At 67.9% G+C, this 15,623-nt stretch carries 11 protein-coding genes; 5 read left to right on the top strand and 6 right to left on the bottom strand.

Going from position 1 to position 15,623, the window contains the following annotated elements; genetic code table 11:
* Positions 1 to 60 precede the first annotated feature (60 nt).
* The 6 genes from X803_RS0107940 to X803_RS0107915 form a co-directional block, all read right to left on the bottom strand.
* A complete protein-coding gene (locus X803_RS0107940) occupies positions 61 to 1,776 on the bottom strand; it encodes a DUF885 domain-containing protein (RefSeq protein WP_245702739.1) in 1,716 nt (571 codons plus the stop codon).
* Positions 1,777 to 1,894: 118 nt separating this feature from the next.
* Positions 1,895 to 2,227: a cupin domain-containing protein gene (locus X803_RS0107935; RefSeq protein WP_026544722.1), complete on the bottom strand. Its 333-nt coding sequence runs from the start codon at positions 2,225 to 2,227 to the stop codon at positions 1,895 to 1,897.
* Between the two features lie 13 nt (positions 2,228 to 2,240).
* On the bottom strand, positions 2,241 to 2,684 hold the full coding sequence (locus X803_RS0107930; protein WP_035778268.1) for a pyridoxamine 5'-phosphate oxidase family protein: 444 nt from the start codon (positions 2,682 to 2,684) through the stop codon (positions 2,241 to 2,243).
* Positions 2,685 to 2,718: 34 nt separating this feature from the next.
* Positions 2,719 to 3,759 (bottom strand): GGDEF domain-containing protein, encoded by a 1,041-nt coding sequence (locus tag X803_RS21015; RefSeq protein WP_216699045.1) that lies wholly within the window; start codon positions 3,757 to 3,759, stop codon positions 2,719 to 2,721.
* 210 nt (positions 3,760 to 3,969) lie between these two features.
* The gene (locus tag X803_RS0107920; RefSeq protein WP_051470579.1) at positions 3,970 to 4,200 is read right to left on the bottom strand and encodes an acyl-CoA carboxylase subunit epsilon; all 231 of its coding nucleotides are present in this window, start codon (positions 4,198 to 4,200) and stop codon (positions 3,970 to 3,972) included.
* Positions 4,197 to 5,831: an acyl-CoA carboxylase subunit beta gene (locus X803_RS0107915; protein ID WP_026544718.1), complete on the bottom strand. Its 1,635-nt coding sequence runs from the start codon at positions 5,829 to 5,831 to the stop codon at positions 4,197 to 4,199. The genes X803_RS0107920 and X803_RS0107915 overlap by 4 nt, the downstream gene beginning before the upstream one ends.
* 220 nt (positions 5,832 to 6,051) lie before the next feature.
* On the opposite strand from X803_RS0107915, the gene X803_RS0107910 reads away from it, so the two are divergent.
* The 5 genes from X803_RS0107910 to X803_RS0107890 form a co-directional block, all read left to right on the top strand.
* Positions 6,052 to 6,900: an SDR family oxidoreductase gene (locus X803_RS0107910; RefSeq protein ID WP_026544717.1), complete on the top strand. Its 849-nt coding sequence runs from the start codon at positions 6,052 to 6,054 to the stop codon at positions 6,898 to 6,900.
* 73 nt (positions 6,901 to 6,973) lie between these two features.
* Positions 6,974 to 7,858, top strand: a complete 885-nt coding sequence (locus tag X803_RS0107905; RefSeq protein WP_026544716.1) for a biotin--[acetyl-CoA-carboxylase] ligase — start codon at positions 6,974 to 6,976, stop codon at positions 7,856 to 7,858.
* Positions 7,859 to 7,899: 41 nt separating this feature from the next.
* Positions 7,900 to 8,508, top strand: a complete 609-nt coding sequence (locus X803_RS0107900; RefSeq protein WP_026544715.1) for a PH domain-containing protein — start codon at positions 7,900 to 7,902, stop codon at positions 8,506 to 8,508.
* A gap of 55 nt (positions 8,509 to 8,563) precedes the next feature.
* A complete protein-coding gene (locus X803_RS18620) occupies positions 8,564 to 9,646 on the top strand; it encodes an adenylate/guanylate cyclase domain-containing protein (protein ID WP_051470584.1) in 1,083 nt (360 codons plus the stop codon).
* Positions 9,647 to 9,800: 154 nt separating this feature from the next.
* The coding region (locus tag X803_RS0107890) for an Ig-like domain-containing protein (protein ID WP_156930011.1) at positions 9,801 to 15,623 on the top strand (5,823 nt) is incomplete at its 3' end.

Raw genomic sequence — 15,623 nt, 5'->3', positions numbered from 1 at the left:
GACACGCCGCGAATGGTGACCCATACGGGGTGTGTCCTGCCAACTCACGGGGGAGGGAGGCTAGCTCAGGAGCGCGCGGCGGAGGGTGTCGAGCCCCACGGAGCCGAGGTTGAGGGCACGGCTGTGGAAGTCCCGCAGGTTGAAGGTCTCGCCCTCGCGCTGCTTCACCTCGTCGCGGATCTGCTCCCAGAGGCGCTGGCCGATCTTGTAGGACGGTGCCTGCCCCGGCCAGCCGAGGTACCGGTTGAACTCGAAGTTGAGCTGGCCCTCGCTGATGGCGATGTTCTTCTTCAGGAACTCGTAGCCCGCTTCCGGGGTCCAGGTGCCCGATCCCCAGCGCTCGGGAATCTCCAGTTCCAGGTGGACGCCGATGTCGAAGACCACGCGGGCGGCGCGCATCCGCTGGGCGTCGAGCATGCCGAGCCGGTCTCCGGGATCGCTCAGGTAACCCAGGTCCTCCATGAGCCGCTCGGCGTACAGGGCCCAGCCCTCACCGTGCCCGGAGACCCAGACGGCGTTGCGGCGCCAGGAGTTCAGGAGCCCGCGCTGGTAGGTGGCCGTGGCGATCTGGAGGTGATGCCCCGGGACGCCCTCGTGGTAGACGGTGGTGGTTTCCTTCCAGGTGGTGAAGGTGTCCTCACCCTCCGGCACCGACCACCACATGCGGCCCGGCCGGCTGAAATCGTCGCTGGGACCGGTGTAGTAGATGCCGCCTTCCTTGGTGGGGGCGATCATGCACTCGATCTCCTGCATGATCTCCGGGATTTCGAAGTGCATGCCGGAGAGCTCGTCGACGGCGCGGTCGGACAGGTTCTGCATCCAGGCCTGCAGGGCGTCGGTGCCGTGCAGTTGCCGTTCGGGGGATTCGTCGAGGATGCGCATGGCTTCCTCGATGGTGGCGCCTTCCCTGATCTCGTTGGCGACGGCTTCCTGCTCACTGATGAGCCGGTCGAGTTCCTCCACGCCCCACTGGTAGGTCTCCTCGAGGTCGATCGTGGCGCCGAGGAACTGGCGGGACATCAGCGAGTAGCGTTCCCGGCCCACCGCGTCCTTCTCGGGAGCGTCGGGCAGCAGTTCTTCCGTGAGGAAGGTGCTGAGGTGGCGGTAGGCGTTGCGCGCGGCTTCGGCACCGGCGGCGAGGTCGCTGCGCACGGAGTCCGGAAGACCGCCGTCGTCCCTGGACTGTGCACCGCCCACAAACTCATCGAAGTAGCCGCCGTCCGCAGCATAGGCGGCGGTCTGCTCCATCACGATGCGGATCTGGCGCGCTGCCGGCACGATGCCGCGGTTCTTTCCCTCGCGCAGCGAGGTGATGTAACCCCCGACGGCGTCCGGTACGTTGCAGAGCCGGCCGGCAATGTGCCCCCACTGTTCAGCGGTGTCGGTGGGCATGAGGTCGAAGATCATGCGGATTTCCTGGGCCGGGCAGGCCAGGTTGTTCAGGTTCGCGAGGTTCAGGCCGGTCTCGTGGATCTCCAGTTCCAGGCCGAGGCGCTCGCGCATGGCATCCAGGGTGACGGCGTCGACGCCGTCGGTGGGTTCCAGGTCATCCAGCCGGTCGAGGGTTTCCCTCGTGGCTTCTGCGAAAGCCTCCAGCCCGGCGGGGGAGTAGTCGCGGTATTCGGTCTCGTGTCCCGGCAGCCCCAGTTGGGTGGCGAATCCGGGATCGAGTTGCAGCAGCGTTTCTGTGTAGGCCTCGGCGACGGCGTCGATGGCCGTCTGGGCGCGGGTGGGAGCCTCAACGGTCAGGTTTGCGGTGGAAGTGTCGTTGGTCACCCGTCGAGCCTATCGGCCCATGGTTGCCCCCGGCCACAGAGGCGTCCACTCTTTGGCGGGATCGTGACCGGATTGTGTTCCGGCCGTGCTGGAGCACCGCCACCCGCCGGGCCTGTGTCTACGCCAGCTTCGCCACCGTCAGCAGGACCACCGATTCCTCGATCGCCTCCAGGGAATGGCGCGCCTGCGGGACGATGAGCAGGTCACCCGGGGAGCCCTCCCAGGACACGTCACCCGCGCGCAGCGTCACCCGGCCCTCCAGCACCTGCACGGTGGCTTCTCCGGGATTCTCATGTTCGGCCATGAGCGAGCCGGCGGCGAGAGCGATCATCGTCTGCCGCAGGGTCTGTTCATGGCCGCCGTAGACGGTGCGGGCGCTCCGGCCGCTCGAGGCGCTGCGCGCGATCTCACGCTGGTGCCGGATGAGCGCGGTCAGGGACATTTTCTGCACGGGCCCGTCCGCCTCAGACAGCCTGGACACTGCGGCCGCTGATGGTTCCGGCCTGAAGCTCCACGAACGTGGTCCGCGAACCGCCGGCCCACGGTTCCTCGGCCGACCGTCCCCACAGCTCGGTCAGCAGCGCCTCGTCGCGCACCACGTCTGCGGTTCCGTTGGCGAGCACGGACCAGCCGGCCATCGCCTCGGACCGGACCTGGTCCACCTGGAAGGCGCAGCCCTCAAGGGGCAGCGCGCTGCCGATATCGCCGTCGTCGCGGGTCCGGAAGTAGATGGCGCCGTCCTGCACCAGGTAGTTGACGGGATAGATGTGCACCGCGCCGTCCCGCAGGAAGCCGAACCGGCCGGTCTGTTGGGTGCTCAGCAGCGCCCAGCATTTTGTCTCTGAGAGGTCTTCCGACATGTGGAGCGTGCCGGGCTGTCCCCGGTATTCGTCTTCCCTGGGGTCCATCAGTTTCCTTCCGCCGGGACCACCGCGAGGGCAGTCATGTTCGGTCTGGTAGTGCCATCCTAGGGGCACCGGGAACGCTAACCCAGAGGCCTCTGGCCCTACCGGCGGGAGCCGGATCAGGGACTCGGGGAAGCCCCCGCCCAGACCACGCGGTTGCGGCCTGACTCTTGGCCCGGTAGAGCGCCGTATCGGCCCTGCCCAGCAGCAGCGAAGCGCTGTCCTCGGGCTCCAGCAGCGCACCGCCCACGGAACAGGTCGTCTCAAGGTTCAGGGCAGCGAGCCGAAGCCGTTCCAGAATGGGGGCAGCGTCACCGCGCGAGCAACCCGGCAGGACAACCACAAACTCGTCACCGCCGATCCGGCCCAGCGTGTCGGTGGCGCGGAGCGCGGCGCGCCAGCCCCGGGCGAGTTCCTCGAGGAGCTGATCCCCGGCAGCGTGGCCGAGTACGTCATTGACCTCCTTGAAGTGATCGACGTCGATGATCCCCACCACGAGAACCTCCCGCGCAGCTTCGGCCTCCTGCAGGGCCGCGTCCAGGATCCGATCGAGCCCGCGCCGGTTGGCGGCCAGCGTCAGCGGGTCGATTTCGCTGCGGTCGCGCGCCCGGGAAAGCCACAGGATCACGCCGCCCGTCACGGCGATGACAATGACCACGACGGTGGGTTCGAAGGCCGTGATTGTTCCTCCCTCGGGCTGTGCAAGCCAGATGAGGGCTGCGCCGTACGCGGCCGCGGCAAGGCCGATGTGCAGCGTGGCGACCATGGGAGCAAGGAAAAGGAGCGCATAGATCACCACCCAGAGGTAGAAGAAGCTGAACGCCAGCGTCACCGGTCCGCTGCCGCCGAGGAGGATCGAAAGCGTGATGATGATGGTTCCCACGGCCAGCAGCCAGGGCAGGGCAGCGACCGGTAACCGGCGCCGCAGCAGGTACACGCCGCCGCCGATAAGGATGGAGGGGGCACCCAGGACAAGGAGGACGCCTTCATTGAGGGCAGACGGGTGGGGGAAAACCAGGACAAGCAGGATGGTGATCCCGCCCATCACGTAAAAGAGCGCCATGGCTGCCCCGGCCACTTCCCGGGAGTAGGGGAATGGCCTGGACCGGTGAAACCACGCCTGTACCATGTCCGCCGCTGAGCGTTGTGGTGCTGAACCTGCCGGCATGGGTGAACCCTTGCTGTTCGACGGCCCGCCTTCTGGGCGGCGGGCAGGGAAACGTTTGGGTTCAATCTATCCTGAGGACCCTGGGATGCCGAGAGGCTTCCAGGCAGGAAACGAACAGGGTTAGCGCAGGGCGCTGCGGCGCCACGAGCCCGGGCCCGGGCGCGGACCCAGCCGCAGCTGGTCCCGCCGGACCCAGGAGCGGTGCGCAGCCGGCCTGGGCGCGCCGTCGTCGTTTGCCTGCAGTCCAAGCACGACGACGGCGAGCGCCGCCAGTTCCTCCGGCGTCGGACTTCCGGCCACCACAGTGAAGAGGGGGCTTTCCTCGGGGGCGGAAACGGAATCGATGCTCACAGCGGGATGTTTCCGTGCTTCTTGGCGGGCAGGGCAGCGCGCTTGTCGCGCAGCGCCCGCAACCCGCGGACCACCTGGAGCCGGGTCTCCGACGGGGCGATCACCGCATCGACGTAACCCAGCTGGGCGGCCTGGTACGGGTTCAGGAGTTCCTCCTCATACTGGCTGATCACGTCGGAACGTGCCTCCTCAACGTTTCCGCCGGCGTCGGCCACTGCTTTCAGATGTCCGCGGTAGAGGATATTGACCGCGCCCTGGGCGCCCATGACACCGATCTGCGCCGTGGGCCAGGCGAGGTTGATGTCCGCGCCCAGCTTCTTGGAGCCCATGACAATGTAGGCGCCGCCATACGCCTTGCGGGTGATCACGGTGATCTTGGGGACGGTGGCCTCCGCGTAGGCGTAGAGCAGTTTGGCGCCGCGGCGGATGATCCCGTTGAATTCCTGGTCCTTGCCGGGCAGGAACCCCGGAACGTCCACAAGGGTGAGGATGGGAATGTTGAAGGCGTCGCAGTGCCGGACAAACCGGGCGGCCTTCTCGGATGCCGCGATGTCCAGGGTGCCGGCGAACTGCATCGGCTGGTTCGCCACGATGCCCACGGTGTGGCCCTCCACCCGGGCATACCCGATGACAACGTTCGGTGCGTACAGCGACTGCATCTCCAGGAAGTGGCCGTCGTCCACGACGGTGGAGATGACGGTGTGCATGTCGTAGGGCTGGTTGGCTGAATCCGGGATGAGCGTGTCCAGCTCCCCGTCCAGCTCGTTGGGCTCCAGCTCCTCCGTGAACTCGGTCAGCGGCGCCTCGGCGAGGTTGTTGGACGGCAGGAAATCGAGAAGCTCGCGGACAAAGTCGATGGCGTCCTGCTCATCGGAGGCCAGGTACGTGGAGGTTCCGGTGGTGGAGTTGTGCTGGCGCGCCCCTCCCAGGGTTTCCATGTCCACGTCCTCACCGGTGACGGTCTTGATGACGTCCGGGCCGGTGATGAACATGTGAGAGCTCTTGTCCACCATGACCACGTAGTCGGTCAGGGCAGGGGAGTAGGCGGCGCCGCCGGCGCACGGGCCCATGATGAGCGAGATCTGCGGGACCACCCCGGAGGCATGGACGTTGTTCCGGAAGATGTCGGCGAACATCGCCAGGGATGCGACACCCTCCTGGATGCGCGCTCCGCCGCCGTCATTGATGCCCACCAGCGGGCAGCCGTTGCGGAGGGCGAACTCCTGCACCTTGACGATCTTCTCGCCGTTGACCTGGCTCAGCGAACCGCCGTAGACCGTGAAGTCCTGGCTGTAGATGGCGATCTGCCGGCCGTCCACGGTGGCGTACCCGGACACCACGCCGTCTCCGAGGGGCTTCTTCTTCTCCATGCCGAACGCGGTGGAGCGGTGTACTGCGAGGGCGTCGAACTCCACGAAGGATCCCGGATCCACGAGCATGTCGATGCGCTCGCGGGCGGTTCCCTTGCCGCGGGCGTGCTGCTTCTCGATCGCTTCCGGGCCCGACGGCGCGAGCGCACGTTCCTGCCGCTGCCGGAAGTCGGCGAGCTTGCCCGCGGTGGTGTGGAGGTCGGGGCCGGCGTCTGCGGCGGAGCTGGCGTCCTGATCGAGGGGAAGCGTTCCGGGCTGCATCGAGTCTCTTCCGGTTGGTGGCTGGGGTAGTCGGTTCCTGGAGGGCGTTAAGTAGGTTTCCTCCAAAGAACCGGGCTTTCAGCCCAGTCTAGTGAGCCAAACGGCCCGGATGGCTGTAGAACACCTACAACAAGTCCCCGGAAGAGTTAGCGCGGTCCCGGAAGTTACCCGTGAGTAACAATTAGGTTTCCGACCCGGTCCGGGCCTTAGGGTGTCCCCTATGACAGGCAACGGCCCTTCGAACTCCCGCACCCTTTCCGGGCGCACCATTCTCATGTCCGGCGGCAGCCGCGGCATCGGCCTCGCGATCGCCCTCCGGGCGGCCCGGGACGGCGCCAACGTGGCCATCCTCGCCAAGACGGCAGAGCCGCATCCCAGCCTGGAAGGCACCGTCCACACCGCCGCGCACCAGATCCGGGCAGCGGGCGGCGGCGCGCTCGCCGTCGTCGGCGATGTCCGGAACGACGACGACGTCACCGCGGCAGTGGAGGCGACCCTCGCCGAATTCGGGGGCATCGACGTCGTCATCAACAATGCGTCCGCGATTGATCTGTCGAAGACTCCGGACGTGTCGATGAAGCGCTATGACCTCATGGCGGACATCAACGTGCGCGGCACCTTCATGCTCAGCAAATTCGCCCTCCCGGCGCTGCGCGGGTCGGCGAACCCGCACATCCTCACCCTCTCCCCGCCGCTGAACCTCGACCCGGCGTGGGCCGGCAGACACCTTGCGTACACCATGGCCAAGTACGGCATGAGCCTGACAACGCTCGGGCTCGCGGAGGAACTTCGCGGGGACGGAATCGCCGTGAATTCGCTCTGGCCGCGCACGCTGATCGATACCGCGGCAATCCGCGCCATGCCCGGCGGAAGCGAGCTGGTCAGGGCGGCCCGGACGCCGGACATCGTGGCGGATGCGGCGCATGCGGTGCTGGTCCGGCCGGCCCGGCAGTGCACCGGAAACTTCTTCACCGATGAGGAGGTCCTGCGGCAGGAGGGCGTCACCGATTTCAGCCGGTACAGCCTCGGAGCGCCGGAGGACGCGCTGGTCCCGGACATCTTCCTCTAGCCTTTAGGCGCCTGCCGGCCTCCCACGTCTCGCTTCGCTCGGCGCGGGCCCCTCGGCCAGTAGGCTTGAACCCATGACATCCCGCTACTCCAACCTTGAACGTCCGGGCCTGGACGCGGCCGGCCTGCGCGAGACGCTGTGCGCACCGCGCGGCCCCTTCGGCAGGCTGGAACTGGTGGAGGCAACCGGGTCAACCAACACCGACCTTGCCCGGCACGCCGCCGACGATCCCGCACAGTGGCCGGACCTGAGCGTGCTCACCGCGGAGGAACAGACCGCCGGGCGGGGCAGGATGGACCGTACCTGGACTGCACCGGAGCGGTCCTCGCTGATTGTCAGCGTGCTCCTGCGCCCGCGCAACACCGAGGGCCGCCCGCTGCCTACCCAGAGCTACGCGTGGCTGTCCCTGCTGGCCGCACTGGCCCTCTCGGAGAGCATCGAGGAGCGCACCGAAATCGCGCCCCAGCTGAAGTGGCCCAATGACGTCCACGTCGACGGCCGCAAGCTCGCCGGCGTCCTGGCCCAGCTGGTGCCCGGCGCCGGCGCGGAGCCGCCCGCCGTCGTCGTCGGTACCGGTGTCAACGTCAGCCTGACCGACCAGGAGCTGCCCGTCCCGACTGCCACCAGCCTGCTCCTTGAATACGCGGCCACCACGGACCGCAACGTCCTGCTGAAGGCCTACCTGCGCACGCTCGCGGCGCACTACGCCGAATTCACCGCGGTCGACGGCGATGCCACCCGGCCCTGGAAGGACGGTGCCTCGCTGCTCGAACGGGTCAGCGGACGCATGGTCACCCTGGGCCAGGAGGTCCAGGCCGACCTACCCAACGGAACGGTCCTGACCGGCCGCGCCATGACCCTCGACGCGCACGGTGCCCTGGTGGTGCGGGACAACGACGGCGAGAGGCACACGGTGTCCGCCGGCGACGTCGTCCACCTCCGGCCACTGACCCAGTAGATGGGCACCGGGACCATGCGCCGCCCACCGGACGCAGTGTCATGCGGCTGAGGCTGGAACCCGGCGAGCACGTGGTAGTGCGCACCAGGCCGCACCCGCGCCGGATGCTCGCCCCCTTCTGCTTCCTCCTCGTTCTTCTGGCCGGCGGCGGGTACGGGCTGGGCTGGTTCAGCAGGACGCAGTTACCGATCGGCTGGGAGCAATGGGGGCCCGCGCTCGTCACGGGATTCCTTCTCCTGATATTGCTGCTGCTGTTCCGGTTCTTCCTCCGGCCGCTGCTCCAGTGGGCGGGCACCCGCTACATCCTCACCAGCCGCAGGCTGATCCGGCGTGCAGGGTTTGCCCGGCGCAGCGAACGGGAGGTCCGGCTCACGGGGATCTTCCAGATCATCATCGAGCAGACCCTCATCGAGCGGCTCACCGGCGGGGGGAGCCTGATCATCGACCTGGGCCGCGACCGGTTCCTGTCCTTCGGTGAGGTTCCGCAGGTGTATACGTTCAAGCAGTACATGGTGGAGGCAATCGGGGAACTCCCATTGACCGCCATGTTCGATGGTGTAGACATGGAACCTGAGCCGCTGGATGGGGCGGAAAATGACGGATGGGACAGGAGCGGTGATGAACGCCAGCAGCGGCACGGATGGAACTGAGACCGGCGGCGCCGGCTCCTTCGCGGACGACGACGACAACCCGCTGACCCTCTCCATGCCCGCGTTCAACCGCGCCGATCTGCCGCCCCCGCCGGACAAGCTGGACCGTGACGCCATCAAGGCGCTCGAGATCGAACTCCTCGGAGCGGAGCGCACCCTGCGGCGCCGCGAGGTTGCCTCCGGCGCCGGAGTGTCGCTGCTGTCCGCCCGCAAGCTGTGGCGGGCCATGGGTTTCCCCAATATCGGCGATGACGACGTCGCCTTCACCGAAAAGGACATGGCTGCCCTGACCACCATCATCGAACTGGTGCGCAAGGAGCAGCTCACCGAGTCGGCCGCCATTTCCATCACGCGCGCGATCGGCCAGATGACCGACCGCATGGTGGTGTGGCAGATCGAGGCGCTGGTCGAGGAGATGGTGGTGCAGCGCGGAATTTCCGACGCCGCGGCCCGCCGGAACCTGGTCGCGGAACTCCCGCACTTGATTGAGCCCCTGGAGGAGACGCTGGTCTACGCCTGGCGCCGCCAGATGAACGCCGCCGTCCAGCGGCTTGCGGTCCGGGCGGAATCCGGGCTCGCCTCCAGCGAGGCCGGGCGGGAAGGCACCGAGGATGACGCTCCGCTGCCGCTGGCACGCGCCGTCGGCTTTGCGGACCTTGTCTCCTACACCAGCCTGTCGCGGCAGATGAACGAGCGCACCCTCGCCCAGCTGGTGCAGCGGTTCGAGAACATGTGCGCGGAGATCATCTCGGTGGGCGGCGGGCGGCTGGTCAAGACCATCGGCGATGAAGTGCTGTACATCGCCGAGACCCCCGAAGCGGGAGCGGAGATTTCCCTGGCGCTCGCCAAGGCCTTCACCGAGGACGAGCTGCTGCCCTCGGCCCGGGTTTCCATGGTCTGGGGCCGGATCCTGTCGAGGCTGGGGGACATCTACGGCCCCACGGTGAACCTCGCGTCCCGCCTGACGTCCCTTGCCGAACCAGGAACGGTGCTGATCGATGCCACCACCGCGGCGACGCTGCGCGACAATGACCGCTTTGTCCTCATGCCGCACAAGGCGCGCACGGTGCGCGGCTTCGGTGAAGTGCATCCGGTGACGCTGGCCCGGGGAACCGGCACCGGCCTGGTCCTGGACTGACGGCGAATCTCTGCAAGACCTGATGGGCACAAGTCCCCATGGCCCCGGGCCGCACGGCTTGCGATGGCGTGCAACACTTTAACCGGTCAAGTATTCGGTTGGCCGTCCCGGTCCGCCGGGCCGCGACCGCCAAGCGTCTCACCCGGGGAACAACGTGAAGCTACTGAACCGCCTTCGACGATTCAGCACCAGACACAGACGAGCACTGTCGGTCACCACTGCTTCCGCAGTCAGTGTGGCCGTGGTGGGCGGTGCGCTCCTGTACCCGGGATTTGCCACCGCAGAGGTTGACCTGAACGACGGCGGGGTCTGGGTCACCAACCGCAACACCGGCATGGTTGGACACCTGAACTACCAGTCCAGGCTGCTCGACGGCGGCTACGCGGCGAACAGCGACGGCTTCGACATCATCCAGGACCAGGCGACGGTCTTCAATATCAACACGGACCAGTCGAAGGTCAGCCCGGTTGATGTGGCGAACGTGGTGCGCGGTACTGAGGTTCAGCTGCCCGGATCGGCAGCCATTGCAATGGGCGGCGCCACCGCTGCGGTGACCGACAGGGCCGGCGGCGCCGTGTGGATCACTACCGCGCAGAACCTCACGGCCTTCAGCGACCAGGAAACCGAACCCGTGGTCACCGGGTCGCCCGGCGCAACGGCGGCCGTCTCCTCCAACAACCGGGTCCTCGTGGCCGATCCTGGTGCGGCGACAATCTCCACCTACGTGGTCGCCGCGGACGGTACCTATGAGGAGCCCGAGGTTGTCGAGGTCGAAGAGCTCAGGGATTTCGGTGACGTGCAGCTCGCCGCCGTAGGAGACCAGGCGGTGGCATTCGACGGCGAATCGGGCCGCCTCGTGCTTCCGGGCGGAGAAACGGTTCCGCTCCCGGATGCTGCGGGCGGGCGCCTCCAGCAGAGCGGACCGGCCGGAAGTTTCGCCGTGGTGGCCACGCCCACCTCGCTCATCAAGCAGCCCCTGGGCGGCGGGGATCCGGTGGTGACGCCGCTGGAGGCCAACGGCGTTCCCACGGCGCCGGTCCAGCTGGACGGCTGTGTCCACGCGGCCTGGGCCGGAGCAGCCGTATACCTGCGCGACTGCGCTGACGACGCCAATGACCAGCGCGAGGACATCCCCGAACTCGGGGCGGACGCGGAGCTCGTGTTCCGGGTGAACCGCAGCGTGGTGGTCCTCAACGACGTCAACGCCGGCGATGTATGGCTGGTGCTGCAGAACATGCAGCTGGTCGATAACTGGGGTGACATCATCCCGCCGAAGCAGGAATCCGACGAGGAGGACCAGGAATCGGCGAGCGAAAACCCGGTCAACACGCTGCCTGACCGGAGCGGTGAGAACCGGCCGCCGGTTGCCGAGGACGATTCCTATGGCGCCAGGGCAGGCCGGACCACCATCCTGAACGTCCTGACCAATGACACCGACCCGGACGGCGATCTGCTGACGGCTGCCGTGACGGGGGAGCAGCCGGCCGCGGGCGGCGTCCAGCCGATCTACAACGGCGCAGGCCTGCAGATCGTGGTGCCGTCCGACGCGCCCGCAGGTAACTCCACCTTCAGCTACGAAGTCTCCGACGGCCGCGGCGGCAGCGATACAGCCCAGGTGACCGTGGACGTCCGCAGCGCCGACTCCAACGAGCCGCCGAACGCGCTCCGCCCCACGAAAATCCTCGTGGAGGAGGGCAAATCGGTCAGCCAGAACATTCTGTCCAACTGGACGGACCCGGACGGCGATGACCTCTTCCTGGTCAGCGCCGAACCCACCCCCGACGGCGACCAGGTGCGCACCCGCTCGGACGGCCTGCTCACGTTCCGCGACGTCGGCAAGGGACAGGGCGTCAAGGAGGTGAAGATCGTGGTCTCCGACGGACGCGAGGAGGTATCCGGCGTCGTCAGTTTCGATGTGCGGGCGTCCGGGACGCTGGCTCCGGTGGTCAATTTCGACCACTTCACCGCCGTCGTCGGGCAGGAATCGCAGCTGAGTCCGCTGCAGAACGATCTCGATCCCGCGGGCGGGCAGCTCAGCCTGGCCAAGGCGGAGATCACCGGAAGCGACGCCGTGGTGACCCCTGACTATCAGACGGGCACCGTCGCCTTCACCCCGGAGGCCGCCGGGACCTACTACATCGAGTACCTCGTGACCAACGGGCCGCAGAGCGCCAGCGGCCTGATCCGGGTGGATGCCAAGGCCGAGGGGACGGAGGGCGCCCCCATTGCGGTGCGCGATGTGGCGCTGCTGCCGCGCAACGGCAACGTGCTGGTCGATGTCCTCGGCAATGACAGCGACCCCACCGGCGGGGTGCTCGTGGTGCAGTCGGTGGACGTACCCGCGGATTCGCCGCTGGACGTGGCCGTGCTGGACCACAACGTGCTGCGCATCCACGACGTGCGAAGCCTGAACCAGCAGACCACCATCACCTACACGGTCTCCAACGGCAAGGCCACGGCAACCGGAGAGGTGAGCGTCCTGTCCGTGGAGGGACCGGAGACGCTGCTGCCGCCGCAGGCCAACTCGGACGAGGTGACGGTCCGGGCCGGCGACGTGGTCAACATTCCGGTGCTGGACAATGACACCCATCCCAACGGCGATGAGCTGACCCTCAACCCGGTGCTGGCCCAGGGCATCGACCTCGCCGACGGGCGCATCTTCGCCTCGGAGAATTCGCTGCGCTTTGTCGCCGGCCCCACCGCGAAGACCGTGTACGCAATCTACGAGGTCCTCGACAGCACCGGCCAGACCGACTCGGCTGAGGTCAGGATCAACATCCGGCCGCTGGATGAACAGAACACTCCGCCGGTGCCGAAGAACCTGGATGCCCGGGTGATCGCCGGCTCCACCGTCCGCATCCCCGTCCCGCTCGACGGGATCGACGCGGACGGCGACTCCTCCTTCCTCACAGGGATCGACGTCGCCCCCACGATGGGCGCGGCGGTTCCCGGACCGAACTACATTGATTTCACCGCCTCCGCCACCGGCGCGGGAACGGACACCTTCACCTACACCGTCCGGGACCGACTGGGCCTGGAGAACACCGGAACCGTGCAGGTGGGCATTGCGCCGGCCGCGGAAGCGAACCAGAAACCGGTCGCCATCAACGACGGCGTCCTCCTCCGGCCCGGCCGGGCCATCGCCGTGGACGCGCTCCGCAACGATTCTGATCCCGACGGCGATCCCATCGCCCTGGACCCGGACGCGCTCACCGCCACCCCGGAGGAGATGGCTCCCGAGGTGGTCGAGGGCCGGGTGCTGTTCACAGCCCCGGACATCGAGGGCGACTTCAGCGTCCGGTACGGGGTCCGCGATGACCGCGGCGGCACAGCGAACGGCAACATCAACGTCACGGTGGACCAGAACGCCCCGCTGCTGCTGCCGATCGCCCGCGACGACCGCGTTGAGCCGACCGAAACCCGCGGGCAAACCGCCGTGGACGTTCCGGTCCTGAAGAATGACGAGGATCCCGACGGCGTCGCCGAGGACCTGGTTGTCAGCGTCGATCCTTCGTACGCCACCGCGGCGGTCGGCGCGGAGAACATGGTTCGTGTGGAGCTGACTGCGGAGGCGCAGAGCATCCCCTACACGGTGGAGGACATCGATGGCGGTGTGGCTACCGCCGTGATCTGGGTGCCGGGCCTGAGCGAGCAGTACCCCACGCTGGTCAGCGACGCCCCGATCGATGTGACCGCCGGGGAGGAACTCGCACTCGACCTCCGGGACCTGGTGGAGGTCCGCGAAGGGCGGACGCCCCGCCTGACGGTCAGCGAAAAGGTCACCGCGATCGGGACAGACAACTCGAACGAGTGGGTGGTGGACCCGAACAACCTCCGCTACGCCGCAGACATCAACTATGCAGGAAAAGGCTCCATCACCTTTGAGGTCACCGACGGGACCGGCCCGGATGATCCGGAGGGATTGAGGTCCACCCTGACCATCCTGACCAACGTGATCCCCGCGGCGGAGCGCAACGTCCCGCCCACCCTGGAGTCCGGATCGCTGGAGGTCGCCGTCGCGGAACCGGCCGCCACGCTGGACATCGCCGGTCTCGCCTCGGACCCGGACCCGGATGACACCCTGGAGTTCTCCCTCACCGGCGAGCAGCCGGCTGGCTTTGACGTGTCCCTTGACGGATCGGTGCTCAGCGTCGCCGCTGCGGACGGAACCGACGTAGGGACCACCGGCTCGGTCGGCATCTCGGTGACGGACGGAGAGGAAACCGTCTCCAGCGCCGTCGCGTTGACCGTGCTGGCCTCCAGCCGGCCGCTTCCGGTGGCGAACGACGACGAAGTGCCCGATGCGGTGCAGGGCGAACTGGTGACCGTGGATGTCCTGGCAAATGACGTGAACCCGTTCCCGGACGAGCCGCTGCGCATCATCGACGTGGTGGCGGACGGCAACGGCAGCGTGTCCCAGCAGGGCGGATCTGTCCTGGTGACCCCGGCCGCGTCATTCGTGGGGAACATGACCGTCCAGTACACGGTGCAGGACAAGACCGGGGACCTGTCGCGCGTCGCCACCGCGCAGATCGTGCTGACCGTCAAGGGAAAGCCGGGAGCGCCGTCGACGCCGGTCGTGGAGAGCACCCGCAACAAGTCCGTGGTCCTGTCCTGGGATCCGCCGGCTGACAACGGCTCGCCGATCACCGGCTACACGGTGACCAGCAACAACGGCTTCAGCCAGGAATGCCCGGCCACCACGTGCACGCTGACCGGTCTGACCAACAACGTCGAGTACGTGTTCACCGTGACCGCCATAAACGCCATCGGCACGTCCGACCCGTCACCGGAGTCGGCGGTGGCGCGCCCGGATACGCAGCCGGCGCAGCCCGCCCCGCCGACCCTGGTGTTCGGCGACGGCTCCCTGACGGTGAACTGGACCCCGCCGGCGAACGAGGGGTCCCCGATCGAGGGGTACGACCTGCAGATCTCACCTGCCCCGCCGAACGGCGCGGTGCAGCGCAGCGCCTCGGGCAGCCCGCTGACCTGGGAGGGACTGGAGAACGGCACCGCCTACAAGGTCCGGGTCCAGGCCCGCAACGCCGCCCCGGAGCCGTCCGAATGGAGCGACTATTCCGCCGCTGAAACTCCGGCGGGCCTGCCGGGGACGCCCGCTGCGCCGACGACGACGCGTGCCCAGTCACTGGGCACGGAGAGCCAGCTGGTGGTCGACTGGGCGGACGTCGCCCCGAACGGTGCACCGGTGACCAAATACCAGGTGCAGGAGTTCCGCGGCGGCGCCCTGGTGCGCACCCTGCCTGAGGTCCAGGCCTCCGAGCAGACCATCGTAGTGCCCAACGCCGAGGCCGATTACAGCTACTCCGTCCGTGCCTACAACAAGGCCGGCTGGACGGAGTACGGCGCGCAGTCGGCGCCGCGCCGTGCGGTCGGCTCACCCGCCGCGCCGAGCAACGTCTCCCTTGCCGAGTCCCGCACCGGTGCCGAGGGCCGCCACGTGGTGGTCAGCTTCAGCGAGCTCACCGCGGAACAGCGTAACGGCGCCCGCGCCTCCGAGGTCAGCTACCGGGCGAACTTCAGCGACGGACGCCAGATGGGTATCCGGCCGGGCCAGGAAGTCGGCGGGTTCCCGAACGGCCCCGCGGTCACCGCCACGGTCACCGCGATCGTGAACAGCGACGGCGCGAACTACTCAAGCCAGCCCGCCGGCTCCAACCAGGTGAATCCGTACGGCCGGCCGGGCACCCCCAGCGCCAACGCCCGCGGCGGCGCCGAAGGCGTCAAGCGGGTCACCGTCTCCTGGGGCCCGCCCAACCTGGCGAATAACGACGTGGCCCAGATCCAGATCAACATCAACGGCGGCGGCTGGCAGAACGTGGCCAACTCCGGCGACCGGAACGTGGCCACGAACGGCTACAACGAGCAGGTCACCATCAAGGTGCGTTCCCTGAATTCGCGTGGCACGGCGGGCAACGTGGCGCAGGCCTCAGCCCGCAGCGGTGCCCAGCCGCCTCCG

Source organism: Arthrobacter sp. 35/47 (genome assembly GCF_000520475.1).
In the GTDB taxonomy this organism is placed as follows: domain Bacteria; phylum Actinomycetota; class Actinomycetes; order Actinomycetales; family Micrococcaceae; genus Arthrobacter_D; species Arthrobacter_D subterraneus.
This window is presented reverse-complemented; position numbering and strand designations above follow the sequence as displayed.